At 72.0% G+C, this 14,776-nt stretch carries 13 protein-coding genes; 10 read left to right on the top strand and 3 right to left on the bottom strand.

Annotated features, from left to right (window positions below):
- Nucleotides 1–23: 23 nt before the first annotated feature.
- Together ACX114_RS01925 and ACX114_RS01920 are read left to right on the top strand one after the other, a co-directional pair.
- Nucleotides 24–1,214, top strand: coding sequence for an OmpP1/FadL family transporter (locus tag ACX114_RS01925; RefSeq protein ID WP_459294117.1), 1,191 nt, complete (start codon nucleotides 24–26; stop codon nucleotides 1,212–1,214).
- An 86-nt stretch (nucleotides 1,215–1,300) separates the two neighbouring features.
- A complete protein-coding gene (locus ACX114_RS01920; protein ID WP_459294115.1) occupies nucleotides 1,301–2,593 on the top strand; it encodes a YecA family protein in 1,293 nt (430 codons plus the stop codon).
- A gap of 21 nt (nucleotides 2,594–2,614) precedes the next feature.
- Here the strand turns inward: ACX114_RS01920 and ACX114_RS01915 are convergent, their stop codons facing one another.
- A complete protein-coding gene (locus tag ACX114_RS01915; protein WP_459294113.1) occupies nucleotides 2,615–3,784 on the bottom strand; it encodes a cyclic nucleotide-binding domain-containing protein in 1,170 nt (389 codons plus the stop codon).
- A gap of 82 nt (nucleotides 3,785–3,866) precedes the next feature.
- Nucleotides 3,867–5,045 carry a cyclic nucleotide-binding domain-containing protein gene (locus ACX114_RS01910; RefSeq protein ID WP_459294111.1) on the bottom strand — a complete coding sequence of 393 codons (1,179 nt, stop codon included), beginning with the start codon at nucleotides 5,043–5,045 and terminating at the stop codon, nucleotides 3,867–3,869.
- 279 nt (nucleotides 5,046–5,324) lie between these two features.
- Here ACX114_RS01910 and ACX114_RS01905 point away from each other — a divergent pair, with 279 nt between their 5' ends.
- The 8 genes from ACX114_RS01905 to ACX114_RS01870 all read left to right on the top strand — a co-directional run bounded on the left by ACX114_RS01905 (nucleotide 5,325) and on the right by ACX114_RS01870 (nucleotide 14,124).
- A complete protein-coding gene (locus ACX114_RS01905) occupies nucleotides 5,325–6,116 on the top strand; it encodes a hypothetical protein (RefSeq protein WP_459294109.1) in 792 nt (263 codons plus the stop codon).
- A 123-nt stretch (nucleotides 6,117–6,239) separates the two neighbouring features.
- A complete protein-coding gene (locus ACX114_RS01900; protein ID WP_459294107.1) occupies nucleotides 6,240–7,565 on the top strand; it encodes a WD40/YVTN/BNR-like repeat-containing protein in 1,326 nt (441 codons plus the stop codon).
- A gap of 2 nt (nucleotides 7,566–7,567) precedes the next feature.
- Nucleotides 7,568–8,212: a hypothetical protein gene (locus ACX114_RS01895; RefSeq protein ID WP_459294105.1), complete on the top strand. Its 645-nt coding sequence runs from the start codon at nucleotides 7,568–7,570 to the stop codon at nucleotides 8,210–8,212.
- Nucleotides 8,209–9,447: a YncE family protein gene (locus ACX114_RS01890; protein ID WP_459294103.1), complete on the top strand. Its 1,239-nt coding sequence runs from the start codon at nucleotides 8,209–8,211 to the stop codon at nucleotides 9,445–9,447. Before ACX114_RS01895 ends, ACX114_RS01890 begins: the two co-directional genes overlap by 4 nt.
- On the top strand, nucleotides 9,444–10,169 hold the full coding sequence (locus ACX114_RS01885; protein ID WP_459294101.1) for a c-type cytochrome: 726 nt from the start codon (nucleotides 9,444–9,446) through the stop codon (nucleotides 10,167–10,169). Before ACX114_RS01890 ends, ACX114_RS01885 begins: the two co-directional genes overlap by 4 nt.
- Nucleotides 10,170–10,271: 102 nt before the next feature.
- On the top strand, nucleotides 10,272–12,737 hold the full coding sequence (locus ACX114_RS01880; RefSeq protein WP_459294099.1) for a hybrid sensor histidine kinase/response regulator: 2,466 nt from the start codon (nucleotides 10,272–10,274) through the stop codon (nucleotides 12,735–12,737).
- 120 nt (nucleotides 12,738–12,857) lie between these two features.
- Nucleotides 12,858–13,622, top strand: a complete 765-nt coding sequence (locus tag ACX114_RS01875; RefSeq protein ID WP_459294097.1) for a hypothetical protein — start codon at nucleotides 12,858–12,860, stop codon at nucleotides 13,620–13,622.
- A gap of 97 nt (nucleotides 13,623–13,719) precedes the next feature.
- Nucleotides 13,720–14,124, top strand: coding sequence for a DUF2203 family protein (locus ACX114_RS01870; protein ID WP_459294095.1), 405 nt, complete (start codon nucleotides 13,720–13,722; stop codon nucleotides 14,122–14,124).
- A gap of 10 nt (nucleotides 14,125–14,134) precedes the next feature.
- Here the strand turns inward: ACX114_RS01870 and ACX114_RS01865 are convergent, their stop codons facing one another.
- Nucleotides 14,135–14,740: a hypothetical protein gene (locus ACX114_RS01865; protein ID WP_459294093.1), complete on the bottom strand. Its 606-nt coding sequence runs from the start codon at nucleotides 14,738–14,740 to the stop codon at nucleotides 14,135–14,137.
- Nucleotides 14,741–14,776 lie beyond the last annotated feature (36 nt).

Raw genomic sequence — 14,776 nt, 5'->3', positions numbered from 1 at the left:
ACTGAGAGAGGAATCACACTCACATGAAAAAGACACTCTCCCTCGTGGCGATTCTGGCGGCCGGTACCAGCCAGGCCGCGGGCTTCCAGGTCGACACCCACAGCGCTCGCGCCACCGGCGCGGGCGGCGCGGCCACGGCATGGCTGGAGGACTCGTCCTCCATCTATTACAACGTGGCGAACATGGTCGGCGTGAAGACGCTGGACATCACGCTGGGCGACACGGGCATCCTCCCCAGCATCACGTTCCAGCGGCCGGGCCAGGAGGCGGAAGGGCAGCGCACCACGCTGTCTCCTCCTCCGCACCTGTTCGTCGTCTACAAGCCGTTCGAGAAGGCGGCGTTCGGCGTGGGCGTGTTCACGCCCTACGGCGCGCGCAGCCGCTGGGAGGAGGGCTTCAGCGGCCGCTTCCGCGGCTACGAGTCCTCGCTGGCGACGTACTACATCAACCCGTCGTTCGCGTATGAGCTGCACCCGCGCTTCCGCTTCGGCGTGGGTCTGGACATCGCGCGGGCCACCATCGAGCTGACGCGTGGCCTGGACTTCGTGAACAGCGAAGGCTCCATCCACCTGGGTGGCGCGGACTGGGGCTCCGGCTTCAACGTGGGCGTGCAGGCCAAGGTGCTGGACAACCTGGACCTGGGCATCCACTACCGCAGCGCCATCGACATCCAGTTCCAGGGCCAGGCGGACTTCCAGAACATCCCTGTGGAGTTCCAGAGCCGGCTGACGGACCAGAAGGCGCACGCGGACGTCGTCCTGCCGTCCACCGTGACGGCGGACCTGGCGTACCGGCCGCTGGACAACCTGCTGCTGGCGTTCGACGCGAGCTGGGTGGACTGGTCCTCGTTCGCGGAGCTGGCCATCCGCTTCGAGAACCCGTCCATCGACAACCCGATCCCCAAGCGCTGGCGCGCGAAGTGGAAGTACTCGCTGGGCGGCGAGTACGGCGTGACGGACGCGCTGCAGGTGCGCCTGGGTCTGACGTACGACCCGTCCCCCAGCCCCAACAGCACGCTGACGCCGGACCTCCCGGACGCCAACCGCTTCAAGGTGTCCGCGGGCGTGGGCTACCAGTTCAAGCCGTTCCGCGCGGACCTGGGCTACCAGTTCGTCGCGCTGGCGGACAAGGAGAGCACGGCCCCGGGCATGCCGGGCACGTACTCCGGCAACGCGCACGTGCTGGGCCTGACGCTGGGCTTCAACCTCCAGTAACCGGCTGAGCATTTCCTGAAGCACCGGGGCGCCCGGCTCCTTCCGTTCATGGAAGGGCCGGGCGCTTTCGCTTACGGTGCCGGGCCGTGAGCCCTTCCAAGCCCGGCCGCAACGACCCGTGCCCCTGTGGCAGCGGGAAGAAGTACAAGGCCTGTCATGCCGCCGAGGACCGCGCGAAAGCCGCGCCGCCTCCCACCGCCGCCCCCGCCCACCCGCTGAAGCAGGACCTGGAGGCGGCCATGTCGCTCCTGGGCGACGCGGACGTGTCCCGCCTGTCCCAGGCGCTGGAGCACCTGGGCGTGCTGCTCCAGGCCGCGGGGCCCCAGCCGGGGCTGCGCTACGACGACAAGGCCTTCAGCGACCACGTGGGCCAGGCGCTCGCGAAGCTGGCCGCGCAGGAGGGCCTGGACGCGATGCAGGCGCGCAACTCCTTGCGCGTGGGCGTGGTGCGGGAGCTGGGCACGCGCGGCTTCCAGGAGAAGCTGGGCGCGGGGCTGCTCGCGCAGGCGGCGAAGAGCGGCCGCACGCCGGAGGAGCGGCGCGCGCTGTGCGTGGGCGCGCTGCTGGCCACGGCGGCGAAGAAGACGGGCAAGGTGCGGCCGGAGGACAACCCCGTGCTGGACGTCGTCTTCGACGTGCAGTTCCGCGAGTGGAGCCAGAAGCACGCGGAGGTGGTGCGCAAGTACGAGTCCCTGGTCGCGAGCATGGAAGAGGAGGAGCTGACGCCCGAGGCCTCGGAGGCGATGCGCAAGGCGGAGGCCGGCGAGCTGGACGCGCTGGTGAAGCACGTGCAGGCGGACCCCGCGCTGGTGGAGCGCATCTCGCGCGAGGCGAAGGAGCGCGCGCAGCGGGTGGAGACGAAGCTGCGCGACCCGGCCACGCCGTCCGTCTTCTCCCCGGAGGAGGAGCTGTGGCTCACCGTCGTGCTGTGGGAGCCCTTGCGCGCGATGAAGTCCCAGCCCAAGGACCCCGAAGGCCGCCGGCAGGTCATCGCCGCGCTCCTGAAGGCCGTGAAGGGCGCGGTGGACGCGGACTTCCTCGAAGGCATGCTGGAGCGGATGCGCGCGGGGGCGAAGGACCCGGCGGCGGACGAGCCCACGCGCGAGTGGCTCACCGACGCGGCCATCGCCTTCGAGGCCGAGCCCGCGCGGCTGGTGCTCGCGGCGCTGCTCACCGCGCGGCAGGAGGCGAAGGGACGGAGCGCGGAGGAGATGGTGGCGCTCGCGGACCTGAAGGCCCTGCCCGCGTGGACGCCGGAGCAGTTGGAGCCCTACCGGCAGCTCATGGAGAAGGAGGGCCGCGCGTCCGGCGCGGACCGCATCCGCCGCGCGCAGGACTGGCTGCGCGAGCACCCCGTGCGGCTGGACGCGGAGGCCTGACGCGCTTCATCACGCCTCACTTCAAACGAAGAGCGCCTTCGCGGTCTGCTGGAGGCGCTCCGTGCCCATGCGCATGAGCTGGCCCTTGAGGCCGGGCTGGCTCACGACGTGCCGCTCGAAGGCGGCGCGCTCCAGGCGCAGCACCACGCACGGCGTCTTCGTGCGCACCGTCGCGGACACGGGCTTGTCCAGCAGCAGGGAGATCTCCCCGAACACGTCGCCCTCGCGCAGCTCCGGCAGCAACACGATGCGGCCCGGCTGCTCCAGCGACAGCTGACACTGGCCACGCAAGAGCAGGTAGAAGGCGTCCCCCGGCTGCCCCTGCGTGAGGAGCACCTGGCCCGCGGGCACGGCGCGCAGGTCGAACTCGCGCGACATCGCCTGCTTCAGCGCGGGCGACAGGTTGGTGAACAGGGGGCTGGTGCGCAGCAGGTTGTCCACCAGCCGGCGCTGGTAGAAGGCGTGCACGGCCGCGTCCACCTCCGGGTGCGCCGCGCTGACGCGGGCCAGGGAGCCGCGCTTGAACTCCAGCAGCACGGAGCGCTCCCGCACCTCCACGCTGGCCAGCCTGGGCCCCTCGGACACCAGCGCCACCTCGCCGAAGAAGTCCCCCGGCCCCAGCGTGGCGACGACCTGGCGCGCGTTGCCCTCCACCTTGCGCGTCACCTCCGCGCGGCCCTCCACCAGCGCGAACATGGAGTCGCCCGGCTGCCCCTCCTCCACCACGCGCTGGCCCGGCCAGAAGGCGCGCACCTCCAGCGCCTCCACCAGCGCCACGAAGGCGTCGCGCCCCACGCCGGACAGGACGGGCACGCCCGGGTCCTTGCCGTCGGGCACCCAGGCGAAGGTGGGGGCCAGCGCGCCGGGCGGCAGGGCGAAGCGCTCCGCCAGCGTGCGCACCGTCCTGGGACGCGCGCCCCGCAGGCCTCGCGACAGCACCGCGGCGGCCACCGCGCGCAGGAGCCCTCCCGCGCGGGTCCAGGCCAGCGCCGCGTCGGCGTAGGCGTGGGCGGCCTCCGGGGTGCGCTCCAGCCACTCGAGCAGCTCGGCGACGCGCTGGTGGACCTCCGCGTCCTCCGGCTCGGCGCGCAGGGCCTCCTGGTAGCCGGCCAGCGCCGCTTCCAGCTTGCCCTCGGCGGCGAGCGTCGCCGCCTGGGCCTTCAGGGACCGCGCGTGTGGGGAGTCCGCCATGCGGGCCTCTGTAACCCAGCCGCGCGGCGCACGCATCCGTTCGGAGGTCCCGGCGGGGTGTCCCTTGTCACACCCCCGACCCTCAGCTGCTCAAGTCCCGCACGCGCTCCGCCAGGCTCTGGGTGAAGAGGCGGTAGATGCGCAGGGCCGCGGCCTCGTGCGTCTCCAGGAAGTATTGGAAGTCCGTCCGCGTGACGCGCAGGGCGCGCACCACCGTGTGCGCGCGCACGTGCGCGGACACCGGGCCGTCCAGGATGAGGGAGATTTCGCCCAGGAACGCGCCCGGCCCCAGCATGTTGAGCTGGCGCGCGTCCCGCCCCGGGCCGGTGGACACGCTCACCATGCCCTCCAGCAGCACCACCAGCCCCATCCCCTTCGCGCCCTTCTCCAGCACCGTCGTCCCCGCCGGCACCAGCACGGGTCTGGCCAGGCGGTAGAGGTCGCGCATGTCTTCCAAAGACAGACCATCGAAGATGGGAATGGCTTTCAGATAGCCATAGCCATCCACCACCGGCGGCGCCTTCTCCGCCGCGACCGAGCCCTCCGGCGCCGACGCGAGCCCCAGTTGCTGGAGCAGCCGCGCCTGCTCCGCCTGGAGCAGGAGCAGCCCCGCCCCGGACGCGTGCTTGATGCCGTCCGCCAGGAGCACCAGCGCGCGCCACGTGGCGCCCTCCGCGTCCAGCAGCTCACACATGCGCAAGACGGCTTCCGGCCGCTGCGCGTCGTCCGCGGGCACCGCGCGCAGCATCTCCAGCTCCGCGTGCGCGTTGCCCAGCACCCGGAACACCTGCGCCGCCTCCATGGGCCGGTGCATGCGGCCCAAGAGGTGCGCCAGCGACTCGCGCGCGCCCAGCGCCTGGTACAGCGACAGCGCCTGCTCCAGCGAACCGGCCCGCTCGAAGGCCGCCGCCGCGCGGGCCTGCTCCCCCACCCTCAGCCACGCCTCCGCCGCCAGCAGCGGCGCTCCTGCCTGTTCGTACAGCGGCGCCGCGCCCCCGTCGTCGCCATCCGCCTCCAACAGCCGCGCCGCGCCCGCGAAGTCGCGCGCCTGCCGCAGCACCTCCACCAGCCGGGCGCGCGTGTCCGAGGGCACCGCCAGCGCCTCCTCCAGGACCCGCTCGCGCTGCCCCGCGCCCATCGCCTCGTAGGCGCGCACCGCGTCCTCCACCGCGCCCTTCAACACCCGTGCCCACACGCCCCGCGTCACGCTGGAGCCAGGACCCGCGGCCACGTCACCCACGTTCGAATCGTTTGGAGTCACGGCCTTGTCGTTCCTCCCGGACGCCCCGGCGGACAAGGGGGTCCACGCCTGGGTCCGGGACCCTGATTCCGTAGCATTCTGAAACAGGGAAAGCCAGCCAGCGCGGTGAAGAGCGGCAGGCCTTGGACACACTGTCCACCGCGTGAATCGGATGCGCAAAACCTGAGAGGTTGGGGTGGGCTCGAACCCTGCGCTTCGGGGTGGCTGTCTTGCGTGAGAGGGATTCCCCACCTTCAGGCATCCCTGCCCCAGGGACTCCTACCCAAGGTGTCTTCCCCCATGACGTCGCGCCCCGCTTCCTTCCGTTCTCTCAAGGTCCTGGAGTCGTCCCACTCGCGCCGCGCGCTGAACCTCTTCGCGCGAGGCGGCTGCCTGCTGATGCTCGCGTCCGGAGCGGCCCGCGCCAACGAGCCCGAGGCGCCCGAAGCTCGGGGGCGGGCCGAGGTGCCCGAAGCTCGGGGGCGGGCCGAGGCGCCGGTGCCCGCGGGGGACGCGGCCCCGGCGGATGACGCGGTGTGGGGCGAAGAGGCGCTGGCGCAGGCGGAGCTACCGGACTCGATGACGGATGCGGCGCGGACGCTGGAGGAGGCGCCGGTGGTGGTGTGCTCGGGGTCGCTCCATCAGGCCTACCGTCCCGGGCTGCTGCTCACCTCGCCCCGGAACGCCGTGCAGCGCGAGTCGCTCCAGTTCAGCGGCTGCCCCGTCAACGACGGCGTGGTGATGACGTCCGTGGGGATGGAGACGCAGCACCTGAAGCGCGCGACCTGCATCGGCAAGACGGGCGGCGCGGCCACCGCCACCGTGACGTGGTCCAACGGGGAGAAGTCCTCCGTGGCGCTGGAGCGCGTGGCGGCCGTCGTGGACGGAGGGATGCAGGTCTTCACGTCCGAGGGGACCATCGGCTCCGGGCGTCACGCGGGCCACGGCGTGCGCCTGGTCACCGCCGTGCCCACGCTCACAACGCTGGCGGCCTGCGTCCAACCGTCGGGGCTCACGGCGAACATGGGCGTCGCCACCCTCACCGTTCTGGACCTGCCCACCGTCATGGACGTGCCCGCCGGGAAACAGTGACCGCGCGGCCGCTCCCCTGCCGGGCGCTTCGGGGAGGGGCGGCTTTCAGTCCGCACGCACCGCTATGCATGCGCGGGCCGGGCGTTATCGTGGGGGGCCATGAGGCCTGCCGCGGAGCGCCGGATGCGAACGCGACGAATCACGGGGGGTTGGCGGGGGGCGGCGGTGGCCGGCCTCCTGGGCTCGGTGGGCTCGGGCGCGGCCTGGGCGCACGCGGGCCTGCCAGAGACGTCCAACGTCACGCTGCGGCGGGGCCACTCCGAGGACTTCTTCGTGGGGGCCACGTTCGGCGCGGTCATCTCGCGCGACAGTGGGCGGACGTGGCGCTGGGTGTGTCCGGATGCCATGGGGTATGGCGGCTGGCGCCCGGAGTCCTTCGTCTGGCGCGGGACGGGAGAAATCCTGGCGGCCACCGGCAACGCGCTGCTGTCCTCGAAGGACGGCGCGTGTTCGTGGTCGTCGCATCCGGCGTTCAAGGACACCTGGGTGACGGGGCTCTCGCCGCACCCCACGGATGACGCGGTGCTGTACGTGGCCACGGGCCGCTCCACGTCGGCGACGAACGGGGTGTTCCGCTCGGACGATGGCGGGGAGACGTGGCGGCCCCTGGGACTCCAGCGCGCGGGGGTCCTCTTCTCCGCCGTGCGCGTGTCCACCGCGGATCCCCGCACGCTCTACGTGTCCGCGTCCGACACGACGCGCATGTACCTGTTCCGCAGCGACGACGCGGGCGAGACGTGGGAGGAATTGCCGCAGGCCTTCCCGGACCTGGTGCGCCCGTTCGACTTCGTGGTGACGGCGACGGACCCCGTGGATCCGCTCAAGGTCTGGGCGCGCGTGTCCGCGCAGGGCTACACGCACATCCTGCACAGCACGGACGGCGGGCGCACCTTCAGCGCGCGCACGGGCGCCGGCATCGACGATGTGTTCATCAACATGGATGTCTCCGCCGACGGAGGCACCGCGTGGGTGTCCACGTACAACTCCTTCTTCCGCAGCCAGGCGGGGGGGCCCTTCTCCAAGCTGGTGCTGCCCACGGGCAACGCGTGCGTGACGCGCGTGGGAGACGTCCTCTACGGCTGCGGCTCGCCGTGGCTCCATGACTGGTCGCTGGCGCGCAGCAGCGACGACGGCACCACCTGGGAGCCGCTCTTCAGCCTGGAGCAGATTCAAGGCAGCCATCAGTGCCCGGTGGGGACGCCCGTGCGCGAGCTGTGCCCGTCGCGCTGGCCCCAGGTCGCGGAGACGATTGGCGCGCCGCTCTACCCGGATGGCGTTCCGGACGCGGGCACGCCCGATGCTGGCGTGCAGCCTTCCGACGACGCGGGCACGCCTTCCGACCCGAAGCCGAAGCCGTCCTCCGGCTGTGCCGCCGCGCCCGCGGGCATGCTGCTTCCGCTGCTCCTGATTCCCCTTTTGCGCCGCGGCCGGCGGCGCGAGGCCCCATGACCATGAAGCTGAAGACCTCCCTGCCGTGGAGTACCGCCGCGGTCGCGCTGCTCGCCCTGAGCGCGTGCGATGGCGACGACACCGACCCCCAGCCCACCGAGTGCGAGGAGCCGCTCTACGCGGGCGGCGCCACGGACGAGGTGTGGCGCGCGCTGCTGGACGCGCGCAACCAGCCCCAGGACGGCTCGCGCGCGGTGACGCTGGTGTCGCCCGGGTCCGGGCAGTCGTACTTCACGGATCAGGCCGCGCCGCTGTGGCAGTGGACGTCCCCGCTGCGCGCGTCGCTGGAGCGCCCGGGCCGCACGGCGCCCTTCCTGGAGGGCCGCCCGCGCGAGTCGAAGCGTTCGGTGCTCGCGTGGCTGGGGAACTGGGTCCTGCCCACCGCCGAGGCCCACCTGCCTCCGTACACGGGCGACATCTACTGGGTGAAGGTCCAGGTCGCCGGGCGCGAGTGCCCCATCGCGCAGGTGTTGACGTCCGAGTTGCAGTGGCAACTGGATGACGGCTCCTGGCAGACGGTGAAGGACGCGGCGGGCAAGGAGCTGTCCGTGCAGGTGGTGAGCGCGTACCTGGTGCAGAACCGCATCACGGAGGGGCCGTACTCGCTGGGGGCTCCGGTGGGCTTCACGATGGGGATGGCCAGGTGAGGCGCGCCGCCTGGCTGGGTGTCCTGGCGCTGTGCGCGTGCACGGAGGCCGAACCGCCGGAGCCGGGCAAGGGTGTGCCCGAGCTGACGTACGCGGACCCCAACCCGTGGACGCGGGGAGGCACGACGGTGCCTCCACCGGGGCCGTCCGGGCGGCTGCTGGTGACGAACAGCCTGGATGACTCCGTGAGCCTGCTGGACCTGGACGGGCTGGGGACGCCGGGCTGGGGCGAGCTGGCGCGCGTGCCGGTGGGGCTCCACCCGGTGGAGCTGGAGGGGCCGCACCACACGGCGGTGTCGCCCGCTGGCGACTCCTACTACGTGGGCATCTCCAACTACGTGCCTGGTGGCGGCTCGGGTCCGCATGGCGCGCATGGGACGGGGACGGCGGACGGCTACTGCCTGAAGCTGAGCGCGAAGGACAACCGGCTGGTGGCGTCCACGCGCGTGGACCGCAACCCGGGGGACGTCATCGTCAGCGCGGACGGGCGCACGCTGTACCAGACGCACTTCGACCTGCTGCGAATCGCGGAGGTGGCGCGCAAGGGCGGGACGGAGGAGGACATGGCCGCGCGCATGGTCATCCTCGACGCGGAGACGATGACGGTGAAGGAGCGGGTGAAGGTGTGCCCCGCGCCGCACGCGGTGCGCCTGTCCGCGGATGAGCGCACGGCGTACGTGGCGTGCTGGTCGGACGAGGTCGCGGTGGTGGCCCTGGCGACGGCGGGCATGCCGGTGACGCGCGTGAAGGTGGCGGCGGGTTCGGGCACGGCGGTGAGTCCGCGCCATCAGCCGTACGCGCTCACGGTGTCGCCCACGACGGGGGACGTGTGGGTCAGCTCGCTCGCGAGCAAGCAGGTGCAGGTGCTGGAGCCCGGGACGCGCGCGATGAACCCGGAGCGCACGGTGTATCTGCGCGGCGCGCCCATGTTCGGCGCGTTCACGCAGGACGGGCGCACGCTGTACATGCCCTATCAGCAGGAGGACGCGGTGGCGGTCATCGACGCGGCGACGTCCACGGTGCTGCGCACGGTGGAGCTGTCGCAGGCGGGCTGTCTCAACGTGCACCAGTTCATGCTGACGCCGGACGAGCGCCACGGGCTGGCGGTCTGCGAAGGGGACCACATCGGCCCGGGCACGTTGCACGTCGTGGACCTGACGGAGGGCACGGTGCTGTCCACGGTGAAGATGGGCATCTTCCCGGACTCGGTGAGCCTGCTGCGGGGGCAGCCGTGAGGGGCCTGCGTGGAGGCGTGGCGGCGCTGCTCGTGGGGGTGCTGGCCGGGTGCGGGGGTGACGAGGAGGAGGGGCCCCAGGCCGCGGCGGACTACGGGGAGGCGCTGTTCCAGGACGCGTGGCTGTCGCCGAGCGAGTACAACAAGTTCTCGTGCGCGACGTGCCACGTGACGACGGCGGAGACACCGGCGGGGCGCATCGACTCAGGGCACACGCTGTTCAACGTGGCGGCGCGGCCGAGCTGGTGGGGCGGCAGCGAGACGCGGCTGCTGGACGCGGTGAACGTCTGCTACGTGAACTTCATGCGCGGGGTGACGAAGCTGGAGGCGGAGGATCCGCGCTCCCGCGCGCTGTATGAGTACCTGTCGCGGATCAGCCCGGACGCGCAGGCACCGGCGCTGCCCTTCACGGTGGTGAAGGACATCCAGGACGTGCCCCGGGGCGACGTCACGCGAGGCGAAGCGGTGTACCGGGCGGCGTGCCAGAGCTGCCACGGCGCCACGCACACGGGCGAAGGACGGCTGACGAACTTCGCGTCGGTGCTGCCGGAGGTGACGCAGACCTACGACCAGGCGTTCCCAGGCATCCCGCACGCGCAGGTGGTCATCGAAAAGGTACGGCACGGGCCGTTCTTCGGCGTGGGCGGCAACATGCCGCTCTACAGCACGGAGGCCCTGTCCGACGCGGACCTGGGCGCGCTGCTCATGTACCTGGGGCTGTAGCCGTGCGCTGAACCCGGCTGACCGGTGCGCAGGCAAGGAGGGTGGCGCAGGGCGTACCGCCCCTGCCCATGCGCACCCGGCCGCCGCACTTCAAGAACATTCATGTCCTCGTCGGGTTCACAGGAGCACGGCCCTTCTTCCGAAGGGCCTTTGCCCACGAGGGGCAGGCCCCCTGCGTCCCTGGCCGAACTGCTCGTTGCCGACCGCGAGGCGCTCCTGGAGGATTGGGTCGCCCGCGTGTCACCCCTCTTCACCGCCCTGCGCCTGACACGCGAGCAGATCGTCGATGCCCTGCCCTCCTTCCTGGAGGAGCTTCACGACATGCTCGTGGAGGCGGAGGAGGACGCGGACGGCCACCTCGCGCTCCGCCACAGTGAGATCTCTGGAGCCCACGGCCGCCAGCGCCTGCGCCTGGGCGCCGACGTGTCCCTCGTCACGCGCGAATACGCCCTCCTGCGCGACTGCATCCTGACCCGCGCCGAGCGCGCCGACATGGACGTGCCGCTTCATCAACTGCGCGTGCTTGGCGCCTGCATCGACAACGCGCTGGCCCAGGCCGTCATCCCGTTCGCGTTCGACAGCGCCGAGCGCCGCCACGCCGAAGCCGAGGATCGCGAGCGCTTCTTCCAGCTGTCCCCGGACATGTTCAGCATCGCGGGCATGGACGGGTACTTCAAGCGCGTGAACGCGTACTTCGTCCACGTGCTCGGGTGGAGCGAGGCGGAGCTCCTCCAGCGCCCCTTCATGGACCTGGTCCACCCCGACGACCAGGCGGCCACCCGCGAGGAGATGCGCAAGCTGTCCCAGGGCATCCCCACCCTGCGCTTCCAGAATCGCTTCCGCGCCCGCGACGGCCACTACCGGTGGCTCGCGTGGGCCTCGCGCCCCGTGCCGGAGTTGGGCCTCATCTACGCCGCCGCGCGCGACATCACCGAACAGAAGACCGTCGCTCAAGAGCGCGAGCAACTGCTGGAGGCCGTGCGCGACAGCGAGGCCCGCTTCCGCAACATGGCGGACCACGCCCCCGTCATGCTCTGGGTGACGGACGCGCAGGGCTCCACGACGTACATGAACCGGGGCTGGTACGCCTTCACCGGCCAGACCGAGGCCACCGGCCTGGGCCTGGGCTGGTTCGACGCCATCCACCCCGGCGACCTGGAGCGCACGCGGCGGACCTTCACGGAGGCCAACGCCGCCCGCCGGCCCTTCCGCCTGGACTACCGGCTGCGCGGCACGGACGGCCAATACCGGTGGGCCGTGGACACCGGCTCGCCCCGCTTCGACGCGGACGGACACTTCCTGGGCTACATCGGCAGCGTCATCGACATCTCCGACCGCAAGCAGGCGGAGGTGGAACGCGAGGCCCTGCTCGCCCGAGAGAGCGCCGCGCGCCGCGAGGCCGAGGAGGCCAACCAGCTCAAGGACGAGTTCCTCGCCACCATCAGCCATGAGCTGCGCACGCCGCTCACGGCCATCCTCGGCTGGGTGCAACTGTTGCGCACCGGCAACCTGCCCCCGCCCCGCCAGGAGCGCGCGCTGGAGACCATCGAGCGCAACGCGCGCGCGCAGGGACAGCTCATCGAGGACCTGCTCGACGTCAGCCGCATCGTGTCCGGCAAGCTCAAGCTGGACGTGGAGCCCGTGGACCTGTCCGCGGCAGTGCAGCAGGCGCTCGAGTCCGTGCGACCCGCGGCGGACGCACGCCACATCGACGTGCGGGCCACGGTGGACACCTCCAGCAGCGTGATGGGCGATCCGCACCGGCTCCAGCAGGTGGTGTGGAACCTGCTGTCCAACGCGGTGAAGTTCACGCCCAAGGGCGGCAACGTGCGGCTGGTGGTGTCGCGGCACGACTCCATCGTGGAGCTCACCGTGGAGGACACCGGCCAGGGCATCTCCGAGGCCTTCCTCCCCCACGTCTTCGAGCGCTTCCGCCAGGCCGACAGCGGCAGCACGCGCAAGACGGGCGGACTGGGGCTGGGGCTGTCCATCGTGCGGCACATCGTGGAGATGCACGGCGGCACCGTCACCGCCGCCAGCGACGGCGAGGGCCGGGGCGCCATCTTCACCGTGCGGCTGCCCCTGTCCGTCACGCAGCGGCGCGACCCCGCCATGCCGCCGTCACCGAGGCCTCCCGCGGCGGAGCGGATCCCCTCGCCCCCGCCGGAGCTGGGCGGCGTGCGCGTGCTCGTCGTGGATGACGAGGAGGACGCGCGCGAGCTGTTGCGCACGCTGCTGGAGGACAGCGGAGCCCACGTGGTGACCGCGGGCTCCGCGATGGAAGGGATCCAGGTGCTCCAGGCGGAGCATCCGGACGTGCTCGTCTCCGACATCGGCATGCCGGGCATTGACGGCTACGGCTTCATCGAGCGCGTGCGCGCGCTGCCCGCCGCGAAGGGAGGCCACACCCCGGCGGTGGCCATCACCGCCTACGCCCGCTCGGAGGACCGAACCCGCGTGCTGCGCGCCGGCTTCCAGAGCCACGTGCCCAAGCCGGTGGAGCCCGGGGAGCTGCTCGCCGTCATCGCCTCGCTCGCGGACCGCTACCCCGCGCTCCCGAAGGCGTGACAGCCGATCAGCCCTCGGCCCGCGTGAGACGCCGGACACGGTGCCACGCATCCTCCTGGCCATCGGGCGGGGGCAGGGCTTACCTTTCCGTCAATGCGTCCGCCGCCCGGACAAATGGCGATGTTCGACGCCCCGGTGCCCGGGCGTGAACCGGCGCGCTCGCGGGTGCCCTCGCGCGAGGACGCGCTGCCCCGGGCCGCGGAGCTGGCCCGCCGTGTGTCCGCCCTGCTGGGCCGGCCCGTGCACCTGCGCCTCACGGACAACCGCGCCACCCTGGTGAGCTACCGCCGCCTCCCCGAAGGCGTGCGCCTGCGCCTGCACCACCTGTTCCTGGACGCTCCCGATACCGTGGTGCGCGCCCTGGCCCTCTATGTGTCCGGCGACACCGCCGCCCGCGAGGTGCTGGAGGCCTTCAGCCACGCGCACCAGGATCAGGTGCGCCGCGAGCGAAAACCCGGCGCCCCGCTGCGCACGCGCGGCCGCTGCTTCGACCTCAAGGCCGTCCACGCCCGGCTGGACGCGGCGTACTTCGATGGACGCGTGCACGCCGTGGAGGTGGGCTGGGCCCGCCGCCCCGCACGCCGCACCCGCCGCACCATCCACCTGGGCGGCTATGACGCTCGCCTGCGCGAGGTGCGCGTCCACCCCGCGCTGGACCGTCCCACCGTGCCCGCCTTCGTCGTGGACTTCATCGTCTTCCACGCCCTGCTGCACGCGGACCTCGCCACCGACGCGGGCCCTGACTCACACGACTCACACGACGACGCCGGACGCTGCGCCGCGGAACACACCGCTGACTTCCTCGCTCGCGAGGCCGCGTTCCCCCTGCGCGAAGCCGCCTGGCGCTGGCTCCTGGACAATCTGTCGTCGCTGCGGCGCGGCTGACCTGTTTCAGACATGTCACGGCCGGTGTGACATGCCCTCCCTCCCCCACCCCGAAGGGAGTGGCCTGCGGGGGGTTCCCACTGCATGCTGTCCTCCAATGCGCTTTTTCAGCGTGGAAGAGGCCAGCCGGCTGGTGCCGTTGCTGACGAAGACCTTCGGGCGCGTGCGCCCCTGGGTGGAGCGCGTGCAGAAACTGGCGGAGGTGCTGGACGGCCCGGAGGCCCCACCCGACACCGCGGAGGTTCGCACTCTCCGCGAGGAGCGCGACGAGCTGCTGGAGCGCATCCGCGAAGAGCTGGGCCCGCTCCAGGAGATGGGCCTGGAGATAAAAGGCGCGGACGGCCTGGTGGACTTCCACGCGCGGCGCGGCGAGGAGCCCGTGTACCTCTGCTGGCGCTTCGGCGAGAACACCGTGGCGCACTGGCATGACCTGAAGGCCGGCTTCTCCGGACGCCGCCCCATCGACAGCCCGGACGACTTCGAGCCCACCTACCTGAGCTGAAGGCGCCCCGTCACTTCGACAGGCTCTGGTGCAACAGGCCCAGCTTGTTGCGCGCGGAGAGCAACTGCTGGCGCAGTGACTCCGCCTGCCGGCCGATGTCGGAGAACTTCGCCTCCTCCGCCGCGCGCGTCAGCGTGGCCGCTTCGTCCGCCACCTCCGCCATGCGCGTCTGGAGCGCGGTGAAGACCTCCGTGAGCCGCGCGTCCTCCTCCGCCGTGCGCGTGGCCTGCTGGCGCAGCGCCGCGAACTCCTGCATGCGCCCGTTGAGGTCCGCCGCGCTCTGCCCCAGCGCGCCGTAGCGCGTGAGCAGGTCCTTGAACACCTCCGTGCGCTGTTGAAGCTCCTGCGCGCACACGTTGACCGCGTCCGCCTGCGCCTGCTGCCGGTTGCGTACGCCGGTGATGGCCTGCACCAGCGCGCCCACGCGCATCCGCAGTGCGTCGTCCAGGTCCGCCAGGTCCTTGAGCGTCTTCGACGCGCGCTCCAACTGCTTCTCCGACGTCAGGGGCGCCTCCTTCAACTGCTCCGACAGCGCCTCGAAGCGCAGCAGCTCGGCGTCGAGCGCCTGGGCGGCGGAGACCAGCTCGGAGGGCGGGGGCGTGTCACGCTTGCTCATGGGGCCGGGAGGATGCCATGCCGCCCGCCCCTCCCT

It is taken from the genome of Corallococcus sp. M7 (genome assembly GCF_054512695.1).
The sequence above is the reverse complement of the archived record's forward strand: the minus strand, read 5'-3'. Positions and strand labels throughout refer to the sequence as shown.